This window comes from Leisingera sp. ABM4_103 (genome assembly GCF_056158685.1).
Map to the genome: position 1 here is coordinate 945,686 of NZ_JBSWTU010000005.1, position 18,373 is coordinate 964,058.

Consider the following 18,373-nt stretch of genomic DNA (forward strand, 5'->3'; position numbering starts at 1 on the left):
TCATCCATGGGCAGCAACCGTGATGCACGAAGGCATTTCTGACGCAGCCCGCTGTTGACGGCTTTTTTATCAGCATTAGGTCTGGCACTTACAAGTTCCGCCTACAAGTACGGCCCGGAAGGTGAACGCGCACTGGTGGAGCGTCTGCGCCCCCGTCTGCGGGGGATCCCGGTGGTCACCACTTTCCTCGCTGCCGAAACCGCTCTGCGCAGCCTTGGCGTTAAACGGCTGGCGATCGTCAACCCGGCCTGGTTTGACGAAGACCTTGCTGCGCCCGGCGCCCGCTACTTCGAGGCTGCGGGCTTTGATGTGGTTCACCACGCGCCTTGCGGGCTGAAAAGCGGTCAGAAGTACGTGTCCCCGCCTGCGCTCTCGGATTGGATCAAGACAACAGTCGCCCCTTCCGGCGCGGACGCGGTTTTTGTGGGCAGCAACGGTCAGCGGGCCATTGGCGCCATTGATGCCGTCGAAAGCCAGTTGGGTAGGAAAATGATAACCGCAAACCAGGTTTTGTTCTGGGGCGCCCTGCAAGCAGCCGGTGTTCAGCCCTCCATAGAAGGATATGGGACGCTTTTTCCAACAATGTAACGCCCATGTGACTTCTAAGTCTGGCAAGTGGCGCGCAGAAGCCATATCGTTGTTTGCAAAAGCAAACGTGTACAGCGCACCACTTGCAGGACCAAGGAGCCACGCAATGAAGCTAGATGTTTGGGATCAGATTTCTGCCTTGTTCTACGGAATCGAAAACCAGCTGACGGAAGAGCTGCGCAGATCCAGCGACCTGGGCCTCAGCGAGTTCCGGACCCTCAAACATCTTTCAGAACAGCCCGACCTGGAACTGCGCATGCAGGAACTGGCGGAAACCCTGATGCTGACCCAGAGCTCGACCACGCGTGTGGTCGAGCGTCTGGAGAAAAGGGGGTTTGTGTTCCGGGACAGCTGCCCCAGCGACAAGCGGGGCAAGTACTGCGTCTTGAACGAGCAAGGCAAGAAATACATCGAGGAGGCCGCCCCGGTTTTCCAAGACTGCCTGGCGCGCGTTCTGAAGAAAACCTTTGAACAAAAGAAAGCGCGCGACTCCGCCCGCGCGCTTTGCGCCCTGACAGAGGTTTGAAGAAACCTGGGCGGAGGTCTGCCTCCGCCGGCGCACAACCTGAGAAGCCACTCAACCAAAATAGGTGCATGCACAAATAAGTTAATTGACAGACGCGAAACCCTCTCATTATGTTGCATGTGCAAGTAAATAAATAAACCTCCCGTTCGCGGAGGGCCCATCAAAATTTCCCGTGCCTCGCAAGAACGGGTTCAACCTGAAAGGAACAGTAATGCACTGGATTTACCTGATGATCGCAGTTGCTTTTGAAATTTCCGTGGCCATCGCGGCCGGGAAATCGGAAGGCTTCAAGAACGTCAAATGGACCACGATCACGCTTCTCAGCGGTGTGATTGCGACCATCTTCCTCAGCCTCGCCCTGCTGACCTTTGACGTCGGCGTCGGTTACTCGATGTGGACCGCGCTCGCCGGGGTCGGGATCGTGGCGCTTGGCGCGATGTTTTTTAACCAGCGCCTGAGCTTTTCCAAAGGCATCGGCATCCTGATCGTGATCGGCGGCGTCGTCGGCTTGCGGATGAGCGGAGCGGCCTGACCCAATCCGCTTCCCAATTCCCTGATTCAGACAGAAAGGAATACACAATGACTGACACACAAACTTCTGCGTTTTCTCCATCAGAGTCCGGCAGCAAGGGCGCCTGGGGTGCCCTGCTTCTGGCTGGTGCCTTCGAAGTCGGCTACGCCCTGAGCGTCGGCGGCAGCCAGGCCTTCACCGTCCTGACCTGGTCTGCCTCGGCCATCGTATTTTTCTTGCTGACCCTCTATTTCCTCAGCGTCGCGCTCAAGTCTATCGACGTAGGCATTGGATACGCCGTCTGGGCCGGCATCGGGTCGATCGGAGCGGCCGTTCTGGGTGCCGTGCTGCTGGACCAGCCGTTAACCCTCGCGCAATCCATCTGGCTGGCAGTCATTATCGCCGGAGTGATTTGGCTGAAACTGGCGGACAGTCCGAAGCTCAATTAGAGCTGTGCCCCCGCCCGTGGTGGGGCGACACTGTGCATTGGCTTCTGCAGCCCTGCAGCAGCCGCAGGTCTATGCACCCACCACCCGCCGCAGCCTGGTATTCCGTCAAGGTTGGTCATTGACCCCATGCGGCCCTTTCAGGATGCAGGTGCCAGGGGCCGGCTAAAAACTCCGCAGCAAACCCCGGGGCGGGGCCTCAACCGCTTTCACTACGGGTGGGGGGGAACTCGCCCCCCACCTTAGCGTCAAGGGATCTTCGGCGGCACCCGGCCCTCCTGCAGTCGCTGGAGCAGCCGTGAAAGCCCATGACGGAGAGGGTGCTTGCCGGGGAGTTCGGCGCCCTGGGTCCGCAGGCGTATCGTTACTCATCCAGCTTTAAGCCTGTACAGCCCGCGCTCGCTGCGGCTTCCGGGTATAATCTGGTTCTCTACCAGTAGGAGGTTCTGGCAGTTGGATAATGCTTCCGAAGATCTGCCGGGACTCGCCGATTTAAGCCATAGATGCCCTTTTTCACGAAGACATGCTGGGAGGACTTGCACTTAAAAATGTACTACGCCTCGCCTTGCTCGTTGCAAAAGCTGATGCGGCACAATGGCTTAGGCTTGGGAAGTGGTGCCCGGGGGCGGAATCGAACCACCGACACGAGGATTTTCAATCCAAAACTAAGTCATTATTTTCAATGGATTAATTCAGAGCAGGCTGTCAAACCGGCTACCAAACTTCAAAGACTTAGCCACCGTTTGTCAAACCTATCCACGAGGCAATCCGGCCAAAGAAAAACCGCTGAGGGGGCGGCCACCCACCTCAACGGCATTGCAAATCTTTCTGCTCAAACAGCTTATCAAATTGACAGCCTGACCGCAATTGCGGGAGGTGCATATGCCTAAACTTAACCGCTTTGAATGGCTGAAAGCCGTTCTGCAATGTGCCGACCTCAATTCATCGACAAAGGCGGTTGCGTCAGCGCTTTCAGTGCAGTTCGCGAATGATAAGACAGGCCAGCTCAATCCTTCGTTGAAAACGCTGGATGAGTTCCTGGCTGGTATGTCTCTGGCGACAATCAAACGTTGCCTCAGACAGCTTGTTGAATTCGGTTGGCTGCTTCGGACAGAAGGACGGGGAGCCGGAAATCACACTGAGTACGACCTTCGCGCCCCGTGTAAAATTATCCCCTTCCGCCCTAAGAAAAAGGGCGCACCGGTGAACCTTTCAAAGCGCCAAAAGGGTGCGCCCATGACTGGTAAGAGGGTCACTGGTGATCTTTCCTATATAAAGGAAAAACAATCAAAAGAACAAAATCCCACACTTGAGCTGTCAATGAGCGTTCAAAACTGACCCGGTTTCAGCGTTTGAATTTGACCCACCCCTTGTGGCGCAAAGGCCCCAGGCGGGCCGCCCTCATATAGCGAGTCCGACTGGGGGCTTTGCTTGCGCGACGTTTATGTTTTTCTGCGTCGCTTGCTCTGTGCGAACCGGTATGACGTGTTGCCTGTCTCGATGATTGCGCAGTGATGGGTTACGCGATCCAGAAGCGCGGTTGTCATCTTGGCGTCACCGAAGACCGAGACCCATTCGCCGAACTCCAGGTTCGTCGTGATGATGACACTGGTCTTCTCATAGAGCTTGCTGATCAGATGGAACAGCAACGCGCCGCCGGACTTGGGGAACGGGATGTAGCCCAGCTCGTCGATGATGACGCAGTCCAGGGCCGAGAGCTGCCGGATGATCTTCCCGGCATTGCCCTCGGCCTGTTCCTTGATCAGGGCGTTGATCAGGTCGACGGCGTTGAAGAAGCGCGCCTTCTTGCCGTTGCTGATCAGGGTGGTTCCAAGCGCGATGGCGATGTGGGTTTTGCCGGTGCCGGTTCCGCCCACCAGGATGAGATTATGTGCCTCTTCTGTGAATTGGCCTGAGCAGAACGGCTCGATTTGGGGCTGGGTGACGGCGGCCGCGCTGTAATCGAAGGTGGCGAAGTCCTTGTGGTGGGGGAACTTCGCAATCCTCATTTGATACTGGATGGAGCGCACCCGCCGCTCTACAGTCTCAGCGTCGATCAGTTGCTTTATCGCTGTGGTCAGACTTGGTGGCTTGCGCGCGGACAGCAAATCATGGGCGCAAGCTGCCATCCCGTGCAGCCTCAGGGCGGTCAGTTGGTCGATGAGGGCGTTCATGCGGCAGCCTCCTCAGCCGAGCACAGCGTCTCATAGCGCTTGCAATCGGCCTCGGGCCGCAAGGTCAGCTGCGGATAGGTATAGGCGTCGCTGAGCGGCGTGATGACCGGCTCCACCAACTGGTTAATCAGGTTGATGATGGCGGGCAGGCGCAGGGTGTTTTGTTCCACCGCCAGTTCGCAAGCCGTCTCGACCACCTCGACCCCGTGATCCTGGGCCAGCAGAAGCAGATCGACGAACTCCCGATCCCCGCCTTTGCCGGCCATGTAGTGCTCCCTGATCTGATGCATGGCCTCAGGCAGTTGCCAGTCCACAAAGGGGGCGCCGTCGCGCAGGGCGCCGGGCTTGCGATCCAGCAGCGGCACGTAGTGCCAAGGTTCAAAATAGCTGACATTGCGGGTGAAGCGACGCTTGTGCTCGGCGATGACATCCTGGCCCGACACCAGCACGATCCGGCCTGCATAGGCGCGCAGCGACACATGTTGCCCCGCGAACCGGGACGGCACGCTGTAGCGATTGCTGGCATATTGAACCAGGCAGGTGGAGCGAACACGAACGGTCTTTTCCACGTATCCGTCAAATGCTCGCCCCAGAGGGCGCAGTTCGGCGCGTTCGTCTTCGAACAGCTCTGCAATCGTGCGATCCGATTGCTCGGGATGGGGCCGGTTTGCCAGCTCTTCACAGCGCAGGCGCAGCCAATCGTTCAGCGCATCGAGATCATCAAAGGCAGGTTTGGGCACAAACAACCGGCCGCGCAAAAACTGGACCTGGTTCTCGACCTGTCCCTTCTCCCAGCCCGCAGCCGGGGTGCAGGCCACCGGCTCCATAACGTAATGGTTCATCAAGGCAAGGAACCGGGGATGGAATATCCGGTCCTTGGAGCGGGAGACATAGGTCACCATGGTCTTGGGGTTGTCGATGATCACCCGGCGTGGAACCCCGCCATAGAAAGACAGCGCCTGCGCAAAGGCATCCAGCACCATCTCCTGGGCTTCGCCGGGATAGGCGACGACAAAGGGCTTGCGGCTGTGGCACAGGCGGAAATGGGCAACCTTCACCTTCTGCTCGATACCGCCCAGGACAACCCGTTCTTCGCTCCAGTCAAATTGCAGCGCATCGCCTGCCGCAAAATGCAGCGGGATAAAGGCCTCGCCCGAACCGGCACCGGCCCGCCTCAGATCGCGGACAAATCGCTGAACTGGCGAATAGGAACCGGTGTAGCCTTCCACCACGAGCTGCTCATAGAGCTTCTGGGCCGTCCGCCGCTCCCGGCGTGGTCGCTTCTGGTCCTGATCGAACAGCTCCTGAAGCCGAAGATCAAACCCGTTGCACAGTTTGTGCCGAACCGGCGGGGCCTGGCGCTGGTAGCTCGGCGGGCTCTCATCCTTCAGATACTTCTTGATCGTGTTCCGCGATAATCCCGTCGCCCGCGCAACAGACCGGATGCTGCGTCCCTCAACCAATACCCATCGTCGGATCTTCGACACGCTTTCCATCAGTAACACCTGCTCTTTCCTCCGCACTTTTTGTGCGGATGTTAACGAAAACAGGTGGGTCAATTTTACTCGCTCATAACCCACCCAAGTGGGTCAATTTTGCACGCCGATTCACACGCCTGTTAGGGAAAACGTGGAGAATCTAGCTGTTTCGCAGCCTGACCTTCGAGATGTGTTTCTTTGCCACGCGTGGGATGACAGGCAGGGCTCCGCAAAAGAGCTGCATGATTTGCTAGAAGCTCAAGGTGTCCGCGTGTGGTTCAGCGAGAAGGATCTTGGCCTCGGGGTTCCGATGATGCGTGCAATCGACAAGGGTTTAGTGAATTCGCGCGTCGGTATCGTCCTGGTGACACCGGCTATGCTGCAACGCCTGCCCGCGGAAGGCGTCGCGGACAAAGAGCTGTCTGCACTCCTTCGTCGCGAGCGACTCGTTCCGGTCGTTCATGGGGCGACATATGAGGAGCTTGAGCAGGTCAGCCTCCTGCTGGCTTCCAGAGCTGGCCTGAGCACGGCCGAAGAGACAATGGCCGAAGTCGCGATCAAAATCGCCGAACTGGTAGCCGCTTAATCGCGCTGCAGGTTGGGGTGAGCGCTGTCCGCTCGGCGAACTGAGCTTCACAAATCGACCGCTCCGCTCGCCGGGCGGGCATTACCCCACTTTGGGCGTGATGGCTGCAGCTGGCGGTCGCGGCCCCTGATGGACTCCGTCAGCACCCGCACTGGATTGTCGACCCTGAGGTCTGCGAACTAGCGGACAGTGCTACACACACTCAATCGACTGGCGCTCGGATCGGATCAAGAGCGGGAATTGGGTCAAGCCCACCCGGATCGCAGTTGCTCTGAGGGGGTCGAGGGTTGGCCGAAATCGGTGCGAGGGCTGTTCATTGAGGCGCATCCGCCCAGAACCAGCCAGATCACCACATTTCACCCGATTTAAGAATATTCTCCACACCTAAAGAAAGTGCTTGACTCGTTAACGATATTGACTATAATCGTTAACGGGTTCAATTGCCCGCACTTCATCCGTCAGGCGGCGATACCGTCCAGAACCTGAGTACGACATACTCAAAACCGGATCAAGTGTTTTCTTAATAAAAATGCCCAAGAGGAAAGGAAGCATATGAAAAATAAGGAAGTTTTTTGGAATGAATTTGGTTTGGAAGATTACATTGATCGCTTGGAGGAATTGCCTGGGCACCGCGCCGAACGCACCGATACGATCGTGAAGGAAGCATTTTCTCGTTTGCCCCATGTAGTTCGTCAAAACCCTTACCACGACAAGGGACGTGGCATTCGGAAGATGAACCACAAGGGAGAAGTCATCCTTTATCAGGAACTTGAAACTCAGATTGAGGTCTTGGGAGCCTTCTCTGAGCGCTCAAATTGGATGAATGCTCGCATCTGATTACAGCATAGTAGATAGCAGGGGGCAGGTGCCCCCTGCTATCTTATTTTTTTCGCTCAAGGACCGCGCGGATTCTCTCATCTGCGTCTGCTTGGGATACCAGGGGGCGCTTGTCCTCAAGCGCTTTTTCGATTCTTTCGTTGATCCAACGATCATAGGTTTCAGGATCTGAGCCAATGCCGATTGGCATACCTTTGTCCCGCACTACACCGTGAAGGAACACCCGAACCGCCTCGGACAAGGAAAGACCCACGCCTTCCAAGGCCTTCTCAGCACTTCTCTTCAGGTCTGGATTGACACGCACGTGGATCATCTGAGTGGTCGTAGGCATGAGGTACCTCCTGTAATCGCAAGTCAAGTTTGTATCTCACATGAGATACAAGGTCAAGAAATAGTTTTCCGCAAACACAAGACGGCAATTTAGATAGAGACACAATTCCTGCACCTAATCACAGATAGAGCGCTCCACTGTGTGGGGATTTTTAACCAGACTTCCGCAACTCCGTGATCCCACGTTCTAGATCGGACTAGATGGTTGGCTTCTTGGGGTTCGCCTGTCCGCGGGATTGGCGCCGAGAAGCCAATCCCGAAGTCGCCAGCCACCTACTTGCGCGGCAGACCGTTGGAGCTGTTTCTGCCTGAAACTCCTCAGTGGGTCGTGATGTAATCTGCGCTCTCCTTAGCGGCACAATAGGCGATCAACGGAGCCACGCAAATCCGTGCCAGGTCCACAGGCCGTGAACGCGCTTGTCGCAATACTGCACTTGCAGCGAATATCCGGAAGGTCTTGAGATCCTTGTTTGACCTTCGGAAATGCTGCGCGATGCACGAATGGCGGCAATGCGAAAGCTGCGCTGCGGCGTTCGGCCAGGTGTAAGGCGGAACCATATTCTTTGCAGGATTTTGCAAACTCCACTTCCTGAGTATCGCGGCCCGTGGTGCAGTCCGCAGCATTGAGGGTGGTCCGCCAGGTGCGGTGAGTGGCCGCTCTCGGTGAGCTAGACGTAAGATACTGTACCGGCAGCGTCATTGGCACGTTACTCCATGTCCAAAACCGCATTGACCTGTCTGCGACCCCTTGCTTTATCAGCAGCACCTTAGGGTATCCAAAGTCTATTCCCTGACCAGTTCAATCCATGTGTGCACGTCATCGAAGGCCACATCGCGCCCCTCGACATGCGATTGATACCAACGGGCAACAATAGCTCCCCGCTTTTCGCTTTTTATCCTGATGTTATGTTCGTTCAGATACCGATCCAGCGAGGCCTCGAATTCCTGGAGCGCCCCGATGTCATGCGCGACACGCACTGATTTGGCACCGAGCAACAGCCAGGCAACATCGATGTCAAACTTGTCGCCCATGGTGACCAGCGCTTCGACCGGGATGCCCCGCTTACCTTTCTCATAGCTGTGGTAGGCACGGTGCGACACGCCAATGGCCTCGGCCATCGCTGCCTGTGACAGCCCGATTTCGCTCCGGGTAATTGCAAGCCGCGCCCCCATGGCTACGAAAATATCCGATGTGTCTCGCGTCATCCACGTTTTCCGATTGACGATACGGTCATTATTGTCAATTATCGCACAAAATGACGTATTTTTACATTTTGGACTATCTGAACACGTCAGATGGTGCATAACAAGCGATTCCATGCGTAATAAGCGGCGGAGGCCTAAAGTGAATCAAGAACGTCTTCTTTCTCCCAAGCAGCTTGGAAACATCGTCGGTTTGAGCGCCACTCAAATCCGCGCGTTGATGAACGACGGGCGGCTGGAGTTTGTGGAGATTTCGTCGAAGACCAAGATGCTGACGATGAGCGGCTGGGAACGGTTTCAAAAGAACGCAACCAAGATCAAAGCGCCGGAGAGCGAGAGTCCCGGTGCGGCTTCTGGTGTGAACTAAAGGAGGGCGAAACGATGGCTACGACCAATCTCAATATCATCGTGGTCGACAAGCGGATGCTGAAGCAATCAGAAGCGGCCAGCTACACCGGGTTGCCGGTCAAGCAGTTCAAAGCTTCGTGTCCTGTTCGCCCCGTCGAACTGAAACAAGGGACCCTTCTTTGGGATCGCAGGGACATCGACCTTTGGATTGATGATGTTAAATCCGGAACCGTGACGGACACGCGGGAAGACATACTGGATCGCCTTTGATGACCAAGGTGCGCGTTAGAGGGTTCAAGATATTCAAGGATCGACACGGACGGCAGCGCTGTTATCACCGCGAGACAGGGCACAAGATCGATCTTCAGAAGGCACCGTTGGGGTCTGCCGAGTTCCTTGCCGAGTGTGAGGCCATTCGCGCCATCGGCAATGCACAAAAGGCCAAAGCCGCAAAGGCAGGCACGCTTGGCGGGCTGATCAAGTCTTACTTCGAGACCGAGCACTACCAGAACCTAGCCGAGGCCACACGCCGTGATTATCGGAAGTGTGCCGATTTCCTTGAGCCGATCAAGGACACACCGATCCACGTGATCGATACGCCGCTGGTTGCAGGGATCCACGATAAGGCGGCAAAGAAGATAGGTTGGAGGCGTGCAAACATGGTGCGGACGCTGCTGAGCGAAGTCTTTCGATACAACATCCCCAAGGGATTGATCGCGGCCAATTACGCCAAGGATGTGATCCCCAAGCGCCGCCCCCGCGAGCAGGCCTACGCCAACCGCCCCTGGAGCATTGAAGAGCGAGATATCGTGCTGTCACGAGCCAAGGCGCATGTGCGGGCTGCGCTGGCGCTGATGATGAATACCGGCCTCGATCCTTCCGATGCTCTGAAACTGCGAAAGGACCAAATCGACGGTGATACTATCTGGGGTGTACGTGGGAAGACAGGCGTAGAAGTGGCGATCCCTGTCAGCCCAACTCTACAGACCGCGCTCGACCGTATCCCTAAGCATGAAGCCGAGACGGTTCTCAGTAGCTCACGCGGTGAAGCGTGGACCTACAACGGGTTTTCGACAGTATGGCACCGTTTCAAGACCGCTCTAGAGAAGGAAGGGGTGATCGCGTCCGGCCTTACGCTCAAGGGACTGCGGCACACCGTAGCGACCACCTTACGCGAAGCAGGTTTGGATGAGCGTCGTATTGCGGACCTTCTGGGGCAGAAGACACCGTCGATGGCGCGGCACTATTCGCGGTCGGCGAATCTTGCGGACAAAAACCGCGAGACTATGGCGACACTGGAAAGAGAAATCGAAAGACGCACGAAGACTGTCAAACCTTCGGAGAAAAGCGTCAAACCTGACCAGAAAGAGAATAAGGCATGAGAGATAAACCTAACAAATACATATTGTTAAGTGGTGCCCGGGGGCGGAATCGAACCACCGACACGAGGATTTTCAATCCACTGCTCTACCCCTGAGCTACCCGGGCACGGGAAGGCTGTTCGCCTTGGGTGGGGGCCTTCTATGCTCTGGGCGCGGCGGTGTCCAGAGGGTTTTTCAAGAAAATCACTAATGGCGGGTCTGAGGCTGTTTTTCTTTCTCAGCCAGCGAAAGCTCTGCTTCTTCCAAAGCGTTTTCAATGTCTTCCGGGTCCTGGCTGGGCACTGCATAAGAGCCGTTCAACCACTTGCCGAGGTCAATATCCGCGCAGCGCTTAGAACAGAAAGGCCGGTAACTCTTTTGCGGGTCCCCGCCGCAGATCGGACAACTCATTTCAGAACCTCCCGCAGCGCAATGCGGCCGCGCTTGCGCTGCAGCTCGTAATGGCCAAGGTTGGTCCAGCCCGCCAGAACCGTCTCCTCGGAATCGGCACGGAAGGCGGCCCTCAGCGCGCTCTCGAACCCGCGCCGGTCCTTTTTCGGCATCGGTGCAAGGTCCAGCACAATCTGCCCGCCCAGCCCGCGAACACGCAAGGCGCGCGGCAAAGCCTTGGCTGCGGCCATATTGGCTTTGATACCTGCCGCCAGCGAGGTGTCGGAACCGGTGTTCACATCCACAGCAACCAGAGCGCGGGTCGGTTCGATGAACAGAAACCCGCCGCCAGGCAGCGGCTCGCGGATACCTTGGGCTGTGTCCAGCGCATCCAGCACCCCCAGGCGCTCGAACCCGCCGGGATCGCGTTCCACATCCGCAGGCTCCACCCAGTCGCGCCAGGCCAGCAAATGCGGGCCGTCGCCTTCGGCCAGGACCTCGGCTTCGCCGCCTTCGTCCTGCATCACCTGCGCCGCCAAGGCCGCCATCGCCGCCACATCCTCGGCGATCTCCTCACTGTCCGCACCGGCGCAGGCGGAGCGCAGGATCAGCCCGTAACCTGACTCCCCCATCTCTTCATGCGCAATCTCCAGCAGCCGGTCGCGCTCGTCCTCGTCACGGATGCTGCGGGAAATGTTCAGCCCCGGCGCCTCTGGTGTCACAATGGCGTAGCGGCTTTTGCACAAGAGCTTCTGGGTCACCGGGATGGCCTTGCCCGGCTCGGCATAACCGGAGACCTGGACTAGGATCATCTGCCCCGGCGCCAGCCCCTTGACCTGGCGCAAAAAGGCCGGGCCGTCAGGCGTGGTCAGGAACATGCCGCCCTGCCCCTTTACCGGCCGGTCGGCGCGGGCGCGGTAGATGGTGCCGGGCGCCGGCGCGTTGCTTTCGATCAGGAAGTCTTCCAGCTTGCCGTCCACCATCAGCGCGGCGGCTTCACGGTCCTGGATGTGGTCGAGGATGATGGTGCGGCCCTTCATGCGGCGGCCTCCTGATAAAGCGGCAGCCCGGCGGCGCGCAAAAGATTTGCAGTCTCGGACAACGGCAGCCCGACAATCCCGGTAAAGGAGCCGCTGATCCATGGAATGAACGCCCCGGCGGGTCCCTGGATGGCATAGGCACCGGCCTTGCCTTCCCAATCGCCTGTGGCGAGGTAGGCGTTCAGCTCTTCATCGGACAGGTTCTTCATCTTCACCTGGCTCACCACATCCTTCTCCCAGATCCTATCGCCGCGGCGCACGGCAACTGCAGTGATCACCCGGTGACGGCGTCCTGACAGGGCCAGCAGAAACTCCGCCGCCTCGCCCGCGTCGCGCGGCTTGCCGAGGATGCGGCGGCCCAGAGCAACTGTGGTGTCGGCACACAGGACAATATCGTCTGTCCCCGCGGGGACAGCCTGGGTTTTTTCCCGCGTCACCCGGGTGCAATAATCCCGCGGCAGCTCGCCTTTGCGCGGCGTCTCGTCGGTTTCCGGCGGCCGCACCGCGTCGGGATGCACCCCAAGCTGCGCCAAAAGCTGCAGCCGCCGCGGACTGCCCGATCCCAGAATGAATGCCATGCCTTGGCCCTCTCTTTCCGTTCAAGTCGTCTTAATGGCTTTTCCCAGCCTGTGGAAGCCGCCCCCGCCTCTTCATCTTTCGGAAAATACTCCCGCCGGAGGCAGCGGCTGCAAAGCCGCAGAAAAACAAAAGCCCGGCGCGATGCCGGGCTTTGTTTGTCTTGGCAGATCAACAGCTTACTTAAAGCGATAGTTGATCCGGCCCTTGGTGAGGTCGTAAGGTGTCATTTCCACCTGGACCCGGTCGCCAGCCAGAACACGGATGCGGTTCTTGCGCATCTTGCCTGCCGTATGAGCGATGATTTCATGGCCGTTTTCCAGCTCGACCCGAAACGTCGCGTTAGGCAGGAGTTCCTTCACGACACCGGGAAATTCGAGCGTATCTTCCTTGGCCATGTTGTCTCCATCATTGGGTTTACCCGCAAACTGCGGGACGTGCGCTTAAATGGGGGCATTTTCCCAATATTTCAAGGCCTCAATCAGGATAACACGGCTTTTGTGACCGATTTCACCCGCGGCATTTGCTCCTCCCAATGAAGGCGGTTCAGCACCCCGCCATCGGCGCGCACATGGGCAATTGTGTCCAGATCAGCCTCGCCATAGGTCCAGCCTGGCTGGTTCAGCACACCTTCGGCCAGCACACCGGTTCCGGGGAAGCCCTTGTCCGGCGGGCCGAAAATGCCGCCCATGCCGGTGTTCGTGTCCACCGCTTCGGACCATGCATTGTTGCCCACAATGGAGGCCATGGCCGTGACGCACTGGTTTTCCAGTGCCCGCGACATCGCGCCGATGCGCACCCGCCAGTAGCCGGCCAGCGCCTCGGTGCAGGAGGGGACGAGAATCACATCCGCCTCCGCCAGGGCACGGCCCAGCAGCGGGAACTCGCTGTCATAGCATATCAGCACACCGATTCTTCCCAAGCTGGTCTCGAAGATCTTGAGCGGCCCGCCCCCGGTGATGCCCCAGGGATCGCGCTCGAACCGGGTCATGATCTGCTTATCCTGGTGATCGCGGCCGCCGCCGGGCGTGTAGAACTCCGCCCGGTTCACCGGCTGCTCCAGACAGCTGTTCACTGGTGCGGATGCTCCCAGAATATGCACCCCGTATTCGGCGGCCAGCTTCAGGTGCAATACCGCCGCATCCTCCATTTTTTCGGAAACCGAATGGATAGATTGCGCCAGATCCCCGGCCACTGCCGCCCCGTCTAGGGTGGACAGCTCCATCGCGCCGTATTCCGGGAACACCAGCAGCTCTGCCCCGTTGCCGGCAGCTTCCGCCACCCAGGCGGCCAGCTTGTCTTCATACTGCGCCCAGCTGTCGAGCCAGTCGAGCGGATAGGCGGCGGTGGCGATTTTCATCCTGTATTCCCCTTGTTCAAATGCGGCTCACAGATACCTCCGGTTGCCCTCCGCGGCCGCCGGAAACGGGGGGAGTGGCATCCGTGCACCCCCTGGGCACCACCTGTACACCCCTCGTGAAGCGGCTTGGCAGAAAGAGCTTCGGCCAAACCGTTCCGGCATTTCTACAAGTCCCGGATCCAGAACTGCAGCGGCTTCTTTGTCTCTTCCGCCTGATCCACGTCTTTCCAGGAGAAATGCGCGATGGCACCTTCCAGCGGCTGGTAACCGCGTTTGCGCCAGAATGGATCCAGCGGCGCGTAACCAGCCGGGCGGAGCGGATGGTCAGCCGGACGCTGCACGCCGCAGAACGCGCATTTGCTGAAGCCGTGCTTGCGGGCATGCGTTTCGCGCGCATCAAAGAAGCCGTGACCCACGCCGTGGCCGCGGTATTCCGGCAGCAGCACGGATTCGGCACAGTAGAAGACGTCTTGCAGATCAATGCCGGTGCCGTCAAAGGCCGCCGCAAAATCATCCGCGTGATCGGCCAGCGGCGCACCGGTGGAGGCACCCACCAGCACATCGCCGTCAAAAGCGCCAACCACCACAGCCCGTTCGCTCTCGCGGTAGCTTTGCAGGTACTCCCGCTCATACCCCAGATCACCGTCATAGAGATACGGCCAGGCGCGGAACACCTTGATCCGCAGGCGCGCCACATCGTCCAGCGCGGCCTCCAGCGCCGCGCCAGTCATCGCTTCGACCCGGATCGTCATCCGGCAGACACCTGAGCGATCCAGTCCGCTAGGTTGTAATAGGTGGTGACGCGGGAAATCTTGCCGTCCTTCAGCTCAAAGAACGAGCCGCCCGGCAGGCGGTAGGTCTGGCCCTTGGCCTCCGGCAGCCCCTCGTCGGTTTGCAGATAGGTACCGTTCACAATGAACTCTGCGGCGGCACGGGTGCCGTCGCCATTGGAAAAGATCACCATGTCGGTCAGCTCTTCCTTGTAGCTGCGGCTCATATGGGCGCAGAACTCTGCGAATTTCTCCTTGCCGACGCGGATTTTGCCCTCGTTCACGTGGTGGGCGATCTGGTCGTCCACGCAGGCCAGCATGGTGTCCGTGTCGCCTGCGTTGAAGGCTGCAAAGTAGCGCGCGATGGTGTCGGTCATGTTCTCTCCGTCGGTTCGCCCCAGCGGTTTTTCAGGTGCTGGATGATTTGGTCCCGTGTTTGCCGGTACACGTCTAGCTTGGCAGCCCGCGTCTCGCCGAGCCCGGTTGGGTCCATAATCGGCCAATATTCGACATCAAGGTGAAAAAAACGGGTGAGTTCGAGCGCCCGGCGCTGGCTGGCTGGCGACAGCGCCACAACCAGATCGAACGACGACAGATCATCCCCCCAACGCTCCATCTCGTCAAAGGAACGCGAGCGGTGGCGCGACAGCTCGACGTCGATTTCCTGGCAGACCGCGATGGAGAAGCCGTCGATTTCCATGTCGTTCTTGACACCGGCGGACTGCACATAGGTGCCGGTGCCATAGAATTTCTTCATGATGCCCTCCGCCATCGGAGAGCGGACCGAATTGTGGTCGCAACAGAACAGAACGGACTGCGGCAGCTCCTCCACCCGTCAGCCTCCGAAATGCAGGACGCAGATCAGGGTGAACAGGCGGCGGGCGGTGTCGGTGTCGACCTCGGCTTTGCCTTCCAGCCGCTCCTGCAGCACCCGGCTGCCCTCGTTGTGGATGCCGCGCCGGGCCATGTCGATGGTCTCAATCTGGCTCGGCGGCATGGTCTTTACCGCGGTGAAATAGCTCTCGCAGATCTGGTAATAATCCTTCACCACCTGCCGGAACGGCGACAGCGACAGGTGGAACTCCGCGGCCTTCTCGCCGGCTTCGGTGTTGATGTCGAAGACCAGCCGCTTGTCGCGGATTGCCAGCCCCAGGTGGTAGGGGCCGTCCGGCAGATCGCGGTCCTCGCGGGACGGCAGGGTAAAGCTGTTATCTTCGATCAGGTCATAGATCGCCACCTTGCGCTCCTGCTCGATCTCAGGTGTCGGAGGCGGCAGGTTGCGGTCGTCCAGTTCAATGTGGCTGATGCGGCTCATGGGTCTTTGTCTCTATATGCGCTAAGGCGTCCGGCCATGAGTATCGCACCGGCGCGGCTGGGGCAATGCAGCAGCAGGCGTCACGGCACAGGCGGTTTGCGGCAGCGCTTGACAGACAACGCCCTCCTGCCCAGCCTGTCCCGGGCAGGAGGCAGGATGATGACAGGGCTGGAACAGTTTTCCCTCGCAGGACAGCGCGCGCTGGTGACCGGATCCACGGACGGGCTGGGGTTCGCCGCCGCCCGGCTGCTGGCTGAGGCCGGGGCCGAGGTCTGGATCAACGGCCGCAGCGAAGCGCGGGTGACGGAGGCTGTGGCCCGAATGCCGGGAACCGCCCGGCCCTTGGTTCTGGATGTGGCAAATGAAGAGGCTTGCGTTGCGGCGATGGAGGAGATCGCGGCAGCAGGCGGGCTGGACATTCTGGTCAACAACGTTGGGCAGCGCGACCGCCGCAGCCTGCCGGAATTTTCCCGCGCCGATCTGCAGGCGCTGTGGGAGGTCGATCTGGTCTCCCCCTTCCGCCTGAGCCAGCTGGCGGCGGCGCAAATGGCGGCCAAGGGCAATGGCCGCATTATCAATATCTCCTCAATCGCGGGCCTAATCGCGCAGGCGGGCGACGCCGCCTATACCACTGCCAAGGCCGGCATCAACGGCATGACCAGGGCGCTGGCGGCAGAGCTTGGCCCCAAGGGCATTACCGTGAATGCAATCGCCCCAGGGTTCTTCAAGACCGCGCCCAACATGGCTGCTGCCGCGGATCCGGCGATTGCGGAGAAGCTCAAAGCTGCCACCTCCCTCGGCCGCTGGGGCGAGCCTGAGGAGCTGGCACCGGCCATCCTGTTCCTCGCCTCCCCAGCCGCGTCCTACATCACCGGGCAGGTGCTGGCGGTGGATGGCGGCTATACCGCGCACTATTGAGTGCTGCGTCATTTTTCCGGGAAAAATGACTTGCGGCCTCCGGCGGGGATATTTGGAGCCAGATGAAGCAACGGATCATTAACCAAACCTGGCCACCCTCGTCCCGCGGTACAGGCGGGGACGCCGATGACCGCGCCAGGTGAAGCGCCCCGGCAGGCCCGGGGCGCGGATTCCCTTTCATCTGGCTGAAAATATCCCGGGGTGAATGCGCGCCCCGCGCGCAGAGGGGCAGAGCCCCTCCGCCGCTTACTTGTTCAGCGCATCCAGCCGCGCCGTGACGGACAGCCCGTGAGCTTCCAGGCTTTCGCTTTCCGCCAGCACCTCCGCCGCCGGGCCAATGGCGCGCAGCGCATCCGGTGTCATCTGGCTGAGCGTCGTGCGCTTGAGGAAATCCATCACCGACAGGCCGGAGGAGAACCGGGCCGAGCGCGCGGTCGGCAGCACATGGTTCGGGCCGCCGACATAGTCGCCAATGGCTTCGGGCGTGTACTGCCCCAGGAAAATGGCACCCGCGTGAACTGTCTGTTCGCTGAGCGCCGCCGGATCGGCGACACACAGCTCAAGGTGTTCCGGCGCGATGCGGTTGGACAGAGCCGCGGCCTCATCCAGATCGCGCACGGTGATCACGGCGCCGAAATCGCGCCAGGAGGCGCCAGCAATGGCGCGGCGCTCCAGCGTTTCCAGGCGTTTGTCCACCGCCTCCGCCACCGCGCGGCCAAAACCCTCGTCGTCAGTGATCAGGATCGACTGGGCGCTTTCGTCGTGTTCTGCCTGGCTCATCAGGTCCAGCGCGATCCAGTCCGGGTTATTGTCCTTGTCGGCGATCACCAGGATTTCGGACGGGCCCGCAATCATGTCGATGCCGACCTTGCCGAACACCCGCCGCTTGGCTGCGGCGACAAAGGCGTTTCCGGGGCCGGTGATCTTGTCCACCGGCGCGATGGTTTCGGTTCCATAGGCCAGTGCCGCCACCGCCTGCGCGCCGCCGACCCGGTAGATTTCGTCGACCCCGGCAATCCGCGCCGCCAGCAGCACCAGCGGGTTGATCTGCCCGTCCGGCGTCGGAACTGTGACCGCCAGCCGCCCGACCCCTGCAACCTTGGCCGGGATCGCGTTCATCAGCACCGACGAAGGATAAGAGGCCAGGCCGCCCGGCACATAAAGACCGGCAGCCGAGACCGCCGACCAGCGCCAGCCCAGCGTTGCGCCGGCCTCATCCGTCCACTGCGCATCCTCCGGCATCTGGCGGGCGTGGTAGGCGCGGATCCGTTCCGCTGCCAGCTCCAGTGCGGCGCGTTCTTCGGCGGAGACATCGGCGATGGCCGCATCCACCTCCGCATCGTTGATGCGCAGCTGCGCAGGCGTCAGCTCCAGCCGGTCGAATTTGGCAGTCAGCTCCACCAGCGCCGCGTCGCCGCGGGCGCGGACGTCAGCAATGATCCCGGCCACGATGGCGTCCACGTCCGGGCTGTCCTCTCGTTTGGCACCCAAGAGCGCCGTGAAGGATTGCTCGAAATCGGAATCGGCGGTGTTCAGAAACTGCGGCATCGGGATCTCCTTTGGCCTCCGCATAACCGCATGGGGAGACAGCCTCAAGATTTATGCGGCAAGCGGAG

The 18,373-nt window shown here is 59.6% G+C and carries 26 protein-coding genes and 1 tRNA gene; 12 read left to right on the plus strand and 15 right to left on the minus strand.

Annotated elements, in window-relative coordinates; all coding sequences use genetic code 11:
• Positions 1 to 54: 54 nt before the first annotated feature.
• The 6 genes from ACXAED_RS06120 (at position 55) to ACXAED_RS06145 (ending at position 3,409) form a co-directional block, all read left to right on the plus strand.
• Positions 55 to 588, plus strand: coding sequence for a maleate cis-trans isomerase family protein (locus ACXAED_RS06120; RefSeq protein ID WP_475047771.1), 534 nt, complete (start codon positions 55 to 57; stop codon positions 586 to 588).
• A gap of 106 nt (positions 589 to 694) precedes the next feature.
• Positions 695 to 1,114: a MarR family winged helix-turn-helix transcriptional regulator gene (locus ACXAED_RS06125; protein ID WP_475047774.1), complete on the plus strand. Its 420-nt coding sequence runs from the start codon at positions 695 to 697 to the stop codon at positions 1,112 to 1,114.
• A gap of 211 nt (positions 1,115 to 1,325) precedes the next feature.
• Entirely contained in the window at positions 1,326 to 1,646 is a 321-nt protein-coding gene (locus ACXAED_RS06130) for a DMT family transporter (protein ID WP_475047777.1), read from the plus strand.
• A gap of 47 nt (positions 1,647 to 1,693) precedes the next feature.
• Positions 1,694 to 2,074: a DMT family transporter gene (locus tag ACXAED_RS06135; RefSeq protein ID WP_475047780.1), complete on the plus strand. Its 381-nt coding sequence runs from the start codon at positions 1,694 to 1,696 to the stop codon at positions 2,072 to 2,074.
• A gap of 545 nt (positions 2,075 to 2,619) precedes the next feature.
• Positions 2,620 to 2,961 (plus strand): hypothetical protein, encoded by a 342-nt coding sequence (locus ACXAED_RS06140; protein WP_475047783.1) that lies wholly within the window; start codon positions 2,620 to 2,622, stop codon positions 2,959 to 2,961.
• Positions 2,954 to 3,409, plus strand: a complete 456-nt coding sequence (locus ACXAED_RS06145; protein ID WP_475047786.1) for a helix-turn-helix domain-containing protein — start codon at positions 2,954 to 2,956, stop codon at positions 3,407 to 3,409. Before ACXAED_RS06140 ends, ACXAED_RS06145 begins: the two co-directional genes overlap by 8 nt.
• A gap of 104 nt (positions 3,410 to 3,513) precedes the next feature.
• Here ACXAED_RS06145 and istB read toward each other — a convergent pair whose 3' ends face one another.
• Together istB and istA are read right to left on the minus strand one after the other, a co-directional pair.
• A complete protein-coding gene (gene istB, locus ACXAED_RS06150) occupies positions 3,514 to 4,245 on the minus strand; it encodes an IS21-like element helper ATPase IstB (RefSeq protein WP_027234437.1) in 732 nt (243 codons plus the stop codon).
• Positions 4,242 to 5,741 carry an IS21 family transposase gene (gene istA, locus ACXAED_RS06155; protein WP_475046390.1) on the minus strand — a complete coding sequence of 500 codons (1,500 nt, stop codon included), beginning with the start codon at positions 5,739 to 5,741 and terminating at the stop codon, positions 4,242 to 4,244. The genes istB and istA overlap by 4 nt, the downstream gene beginning before the upstream one ends.
• Before the next feature lie 133 nt (positions 5,742 to 5,874).
• On the opposite strand from istA, the gene ACXAED_RS06160 reads away from it, so the two are divergent.
• Entirely contained in the window at positions 5,875 to 6,309 is a 435-nt protein-coding gene (locus tag ACXAED_RS06160) for a toll/interleukin-1 receptor domain-containing protein (protein WP_475047789.1), read from the plus strand.
• 552 nt (positions 6,310 to 6,861) lie between these two features.
• The gene (locus tag ACXAED_RS06165) at positions 6,862 to 7,146 is read left to right on the plus strand and encodes a hypothetical protein (protein ID WP_475047791.1); all 285 of its coding nucleotides are present in this window, start codon (positions 6,862 to 6,864) and stop codon (positions 7,144 to 7,146) included.
• Positions 7,147 to 7,189: 43 nt separating this feature from the next.
• Here the strand turns inward: ACXAED_RS06165 and ACXAED_RS06170 are convergent, their stop codons facing one another.
• Both ACXAED_RS06170 and ACXAED_RS06175 read right to left on the minus strand, forming a co-directional pair.
• A complete protein-coding gene (locus ACXAED_RS06170) occupies positions 7,190 to 7,477 on the minus strand; it encodes a type II toxin-antitoxin system RelB/DinJ family antitoxin (protein WP_475047793.1) in 288 nt (95 codons plus the stop codon).
• 782 nt (positions 7,478 to 8,259) lie between these two features.
• On the minus strand, positions 8,260 to 8,682 hold the full coding sequence (locus tag ACXAED_RS06175; RefSeq protein WP_475047796.1) for a helix-turn-helix domain-containing protein: 423 nt from the start codon (positions 8,680 to 8,682) through the stop codon (positions 8,260 to 8,262).
• Positions 8,683 to 8,821: 139 nt separating this feature from the next.
• Between ACXAED_RS06175 and ACXAED_RS06180 the strand changes: the two genes are divergently transcribed.
• From ACXAED_RS06180 to ACXAED_RS06190, 3 genes are read left to right on the plus strand one after another with little or no spacing between them, the layout of a single operon-like run.
• On the plus strand, positions 8,822 to 9,046 hold the full coding sequence (locus ACXAED_RS06180; RefSeq protein ID WP_475047799.1) for a hypothetical protein: 225 nt from the start codon (positions 8,822 to 8,824) through the stop codon (positions 9,044 to 9,046).
• A gap of 14 nt (positions 9,047 to 9,060) precedes the next feature.
• The gene (locus ACXAED_RS06185) at positions 9,061 to 9,297 is read left to right on the plus strand and encodes a hypothetical protein (RefSeq protein ID WP_475047801.1); all 237 of its coding nucleotides are present in this window, start codon (positions 9,061 to 9,063) and stop codon (positions 9,295 to 9,297) included.
• Positions 9,297 to 10,409, plus strand: a complete 1,113-nt coding sequence (locus ACXAED_RS06190) for a tyrosine-type recombinase/integrase (protein WP_475047803.1) — start codon at positions 9,297 to 9,299, stop codon at positions 10,407 to 10,409. Before ACXAED_RS06185 ends, ACXAED_RS06190 begins: the two co-directional genes overlap by 1 nt.
• 31 nt (positions 10,410 to 10,440) lie before the next feature.
• Here ACXAED_RS06190 and ACXAED_RS06195 read toward each other — a convergent pair.
• The 10 genes from ACXAED_RS06195 to ACXAED_RS06240 form a co-directional block, all read right to left on the minus strand.
• A tRNA-Phe gene (locus ACXAED_RS06195) sits at positions 10,441 to 10,515 on the minus strand.
• Between the two features lie 80 nt (positions 10,516 to 10,595).
• Entirely contained in the window at positions 10,596 to 10,799 is a 204-nt protein-coding gene (locus ACXAED_RS06200; RefSeq protein ID WP_475047804.1) for a DNA gyrase inhibitor YacG, read from the minus strand.
• Positions 10,796 to 11,818, minus strand: a complete 1,023-nt coding sequence (locus ACXAED_RS06205) for a ribonuclease E/G (RefSeq protein WP_475047807.1) — start codon at positions 11,816 to 11,818, stop codon at positions 10,796 to 10,798. Before ACXAED_RS06205 ends, ACXAED_RS06200 begins: the two co-directional genes overlap by 4 nt.
• A complete protein-coding gene (locus tag ACXAED_RS06210; RefSeq protein WP_475047810.1) occupies positions 11,815 to 12,396 on the minus strand; it encodes a Maf family protein in 582 nt (193 codons plus the stop codon). The genes ACXAED_RS06205 and ACXAED_RS06210 overlap by 4 nt, the downstream gene beginning before the upstream one ends.
• A gap of 177 nt (positions 12,397 to 12,573) precedes the next feature.
• Positions 12,574 to 12,792 (minus strand): translation initiation factor IF-1, encoded by a 219-nt coding sequence (gene infA, locus ACXAED_RS06215; RefSeq protein WP_005620785.1) that lies wholly within the window; start codon positions 12,790 to 12,792, stop codon positions 12,574 to 12,576.
• Positions 12,793 to 12,875: 83 nt separating this feature from the next.
• On the minus strand, positions 12,876 to 13,754 hold the full coding sequence (locus ACXAED_RS06220) for a carbon-nitrogen hydrolase family protein (RefSeq protein ID WP_475047814.1): 879 nt from the start codon (positions 13,752 to 13,754) through the stop codon (positions 12,876 to 12,878).
• Between the two features lie 164 nt (positions 13,755 to 13,918).
• The gene (locus ACXAED_RS06225) at positions 13,919 to 14,506 is read right to left on the minus strand and encodes a GNAT family N-acetyltransferase (protein WP_475047817.1); all 588 of its coding nucleotides are present in this window, start codon (positions 14,504 to 14,506) and stop codon (positions 13,919 to 13,921) included.
• Positions 14,503 to 14,901, minus strand: coding sequence for a ketosteroid isomerase-related protein (locus ACXAED_RS06230; protein ID WP_475047819.1), 399 nt, complete (start codon positions 14,899 to 14,901; stop codon positions 14,503 to 14,505). The genes ACXAED_RS06225 and ACXAED_RS06230 overlap by 4 nt, the downstream gene beginning before the upstream one ends.
• Complete coding sequence (locus ACXAED_RS06235; RefSeq protein ID WP_475047821.1) at positions 14,898 to 15,356, minus strand: arsenate-mycothiol transferase ArsC; 459 nt, start codon at positions 15,354 to 15,356, stop codon at positions 14,898 to 14,900. The genes ACXAED_RS06230 and ACXAED_RS06235 overlap by 4 nt, the downstream gene beginning before the upstream one ends.
• A gap of 3 nt (positions 15,357 to 15,359) precedes the next feature.
• A complete protein-coding gene (locus ACXAED_RS06240) occupies positions 15,360 to 15,839 on the minus strand; it encodes a UPF0262 family protein (protein ID WP_475047824.1) in 480 nt (159 codons plus the stop codon).
• Positions 15,840 to 15,998: 159 nt separating this feature from the next.
• On the opposite strand from ACXAED_RS06240, the gene ACXAED_RS06245 reads away from it, so the two are divergent.
• The gene (locus tag ACXAED_RS06245) at positions 15,999 to 16,757 is read left to right on the plus strand and encodes an SDR family oxidoreductase (protein ID WP_475047826.1); all 759 of its coding nucleotides are present in this window, start codon (positions 15,999 to 16,001) and stop codon (positions 16,755 to 16,757) included.
• 246 nt (positions 16,758 to 17,003) lie between these two features.
• On the opposite strand, the gene hisD is transcribed toward ACXAED_RS06245, so the two are convergent.
• Entirely contained in the window at positions 17,004 to 18,305 is a 1,302-nt protein-coding gene (hisD, locus tag ACXAED_RS06250; RefSeq protein WP_475047828.1) for a histidinol dehydrogenase, read from the minus strand.
• Positions 18,306 to 18,373: the final 68 nt, after the last annotated feature.

Excerpts from the sequence above, each read along its gene's own strand:
- ACXAED_RS06125 (WP_475047774.1), top strand. The coding sequence starts at position 695 with ATGAAGCTAGATGTTTGGGATCAGATTTCTGCCTTGTTCTACGGAATC.
- ACXAED_RS06130 (WP_475047777.1), top strand. The coding sequence starts at position 1,326 with ATGCACTGGATTTACCTGATGATCGCAGTTGCTTTTGAAATTTCCGTG.
- ACXAED_RS06135 (WP_475047780.1), top strand. The coding sequence starts at position 1,694 with ATGACTGACACACAAACTTCTGCGTTTTCTCCATCAGAGTCCGGCAGC.
- ACXAED_RS06140 (WP_475047783.1), top strand. The coding sequence starts at position 2,620 with ATGTACTACGCCTCGCCTTGCTCGTTGCAAAAGCTGATGCGGCACAAT.
- ACXAED_RS06145 (WP_475047786.1), top strand. The coding sequence starts at position 2,954 with ATGCCTAAACTTAACCGCTTTGAATGGCTGAAAGCCGTTCTGCAATGT.
- istB (WP_027234437.1), bottom strand. The coding sequence starts at position 4,245 with ATGAACGCCCTCATCGACCAACTGACCGCCCTGAGGCTGCACGGGATG.
- istA (WP_475046390.1), bottom strand. The coding sequence starts at position 5,741 with ATGGAAAGCGTGTCGAAGATCCGACGATGGGTATTGGTTGAGGGACGC.
- ACXAED_RS06165 (WP_475047791.1), top strand. The coding sequence starts at position 6,862 with ATGAAAAATAAGGAAGTTTTTTGGAATGAATTTGGTTTGGAAGATTAC.
- ACXAED_RS06170 (WP_475047793.1), bottom strand. The coding sequence starts at position 7,477 with ATGCCTACGACCACTCAGATGATCCACGTGCGTGTCAATCCAGACCTG.
- ACXAED_RS06175 (WP_475047796.1), bottom strand. The coding sequence starts at position 8,682 with ATGACGCGAGACACATCGGATATTTTCGTAGCCATGGGGGCGCGGCTT.
- ACXAED_RS06185 (WP_475047801.1), top strand. The coding sequence starts at position 9,061 with ATGGCTACGACCAATCTCAATATCATCGTGGTCGACAAGCGGATGCTG.
- ACXAED_RS06190 (WP_475047803.1), top strand. The coding sequence starts at position 9,297 with ATGACCAAGGTGCGCGTTAGAGGGTTCAAGATATTCAAGGATCGACAC.
- ACXAED_RS06200 (WP_475047804.1), bottom strand. The coding sequence starts at position 10,799 with ATGAGTTGTCCGATCTGCGGCGGGGACCCGCAAAAGAGTTACCGGCCT.
- ACXAED_RS06205 (WP_475047807.1), bottom strand. The coding sequence starts at position 11,818 with ATGAAGGGCCGCACCATCATCCTCGACCACATCCAGGACCGTGAAGCC.
- ACXAED_RS06210 (WP_475047810.1), bottom strand. The coding sequence starts at position 12,396 with ATGGCATTCATTCTGGGATCGGGCAGTCCGCGGCGGCTGCAGCTTTTG.
- infA (WP_005620785.1), bottom strand. The coding sequence starts at position 12,792 with ATGGCCAAGGAAGATACGCTCGAATTTCCCGGTGTCGTGAAGGAACTC.
- ACXAED_RS06220 (WP_475047814.1), bottom strand. The coding sequence starts at position 13,754 with ATGAAAATCGCCACCGCCGCCTATCCGCTCGACTGGCTCGACAGCTGG.
- ACXAED_RS06225 (WP_475047817.1), bottom strand. The coding sequence starts at position 14,506 with ATGACGATCCGGGTCGAAGCGATGACTGGCGCGGCGCTGGAGGCCGCG.
- ACXAED_RS06230 (WP_475047819.1), bottom strand. The coding sequence starts at position 14,901 with ATGACCGACACCATCGCGCGCTACTTTGCAGCCTTCAACGCAGGCGAC.
- ACXAED_RS06240 (WP_475047824.1), bottom strand. The coding sequence starts at position 15,839 with ATGAGCCGCATCAGCCACATTGAACTGGACGACCGCAACCTGCCGCCT.
- ACXAED_RS06245 (WP_475047826.1), top strand. The coding sequence starts at position 15,999 with ATGACAGGGCTGGAACAGTTTTCCCTCGCAGGACAGCGCGCGCTGGTG.
- hisD (WP_475047828.1), bottom strand. The coding sequence starts at position 18,305 with ATGCCGCAGTTTCTGAACACCGCCGATTCCGATTTCGAGCAATCCTTC.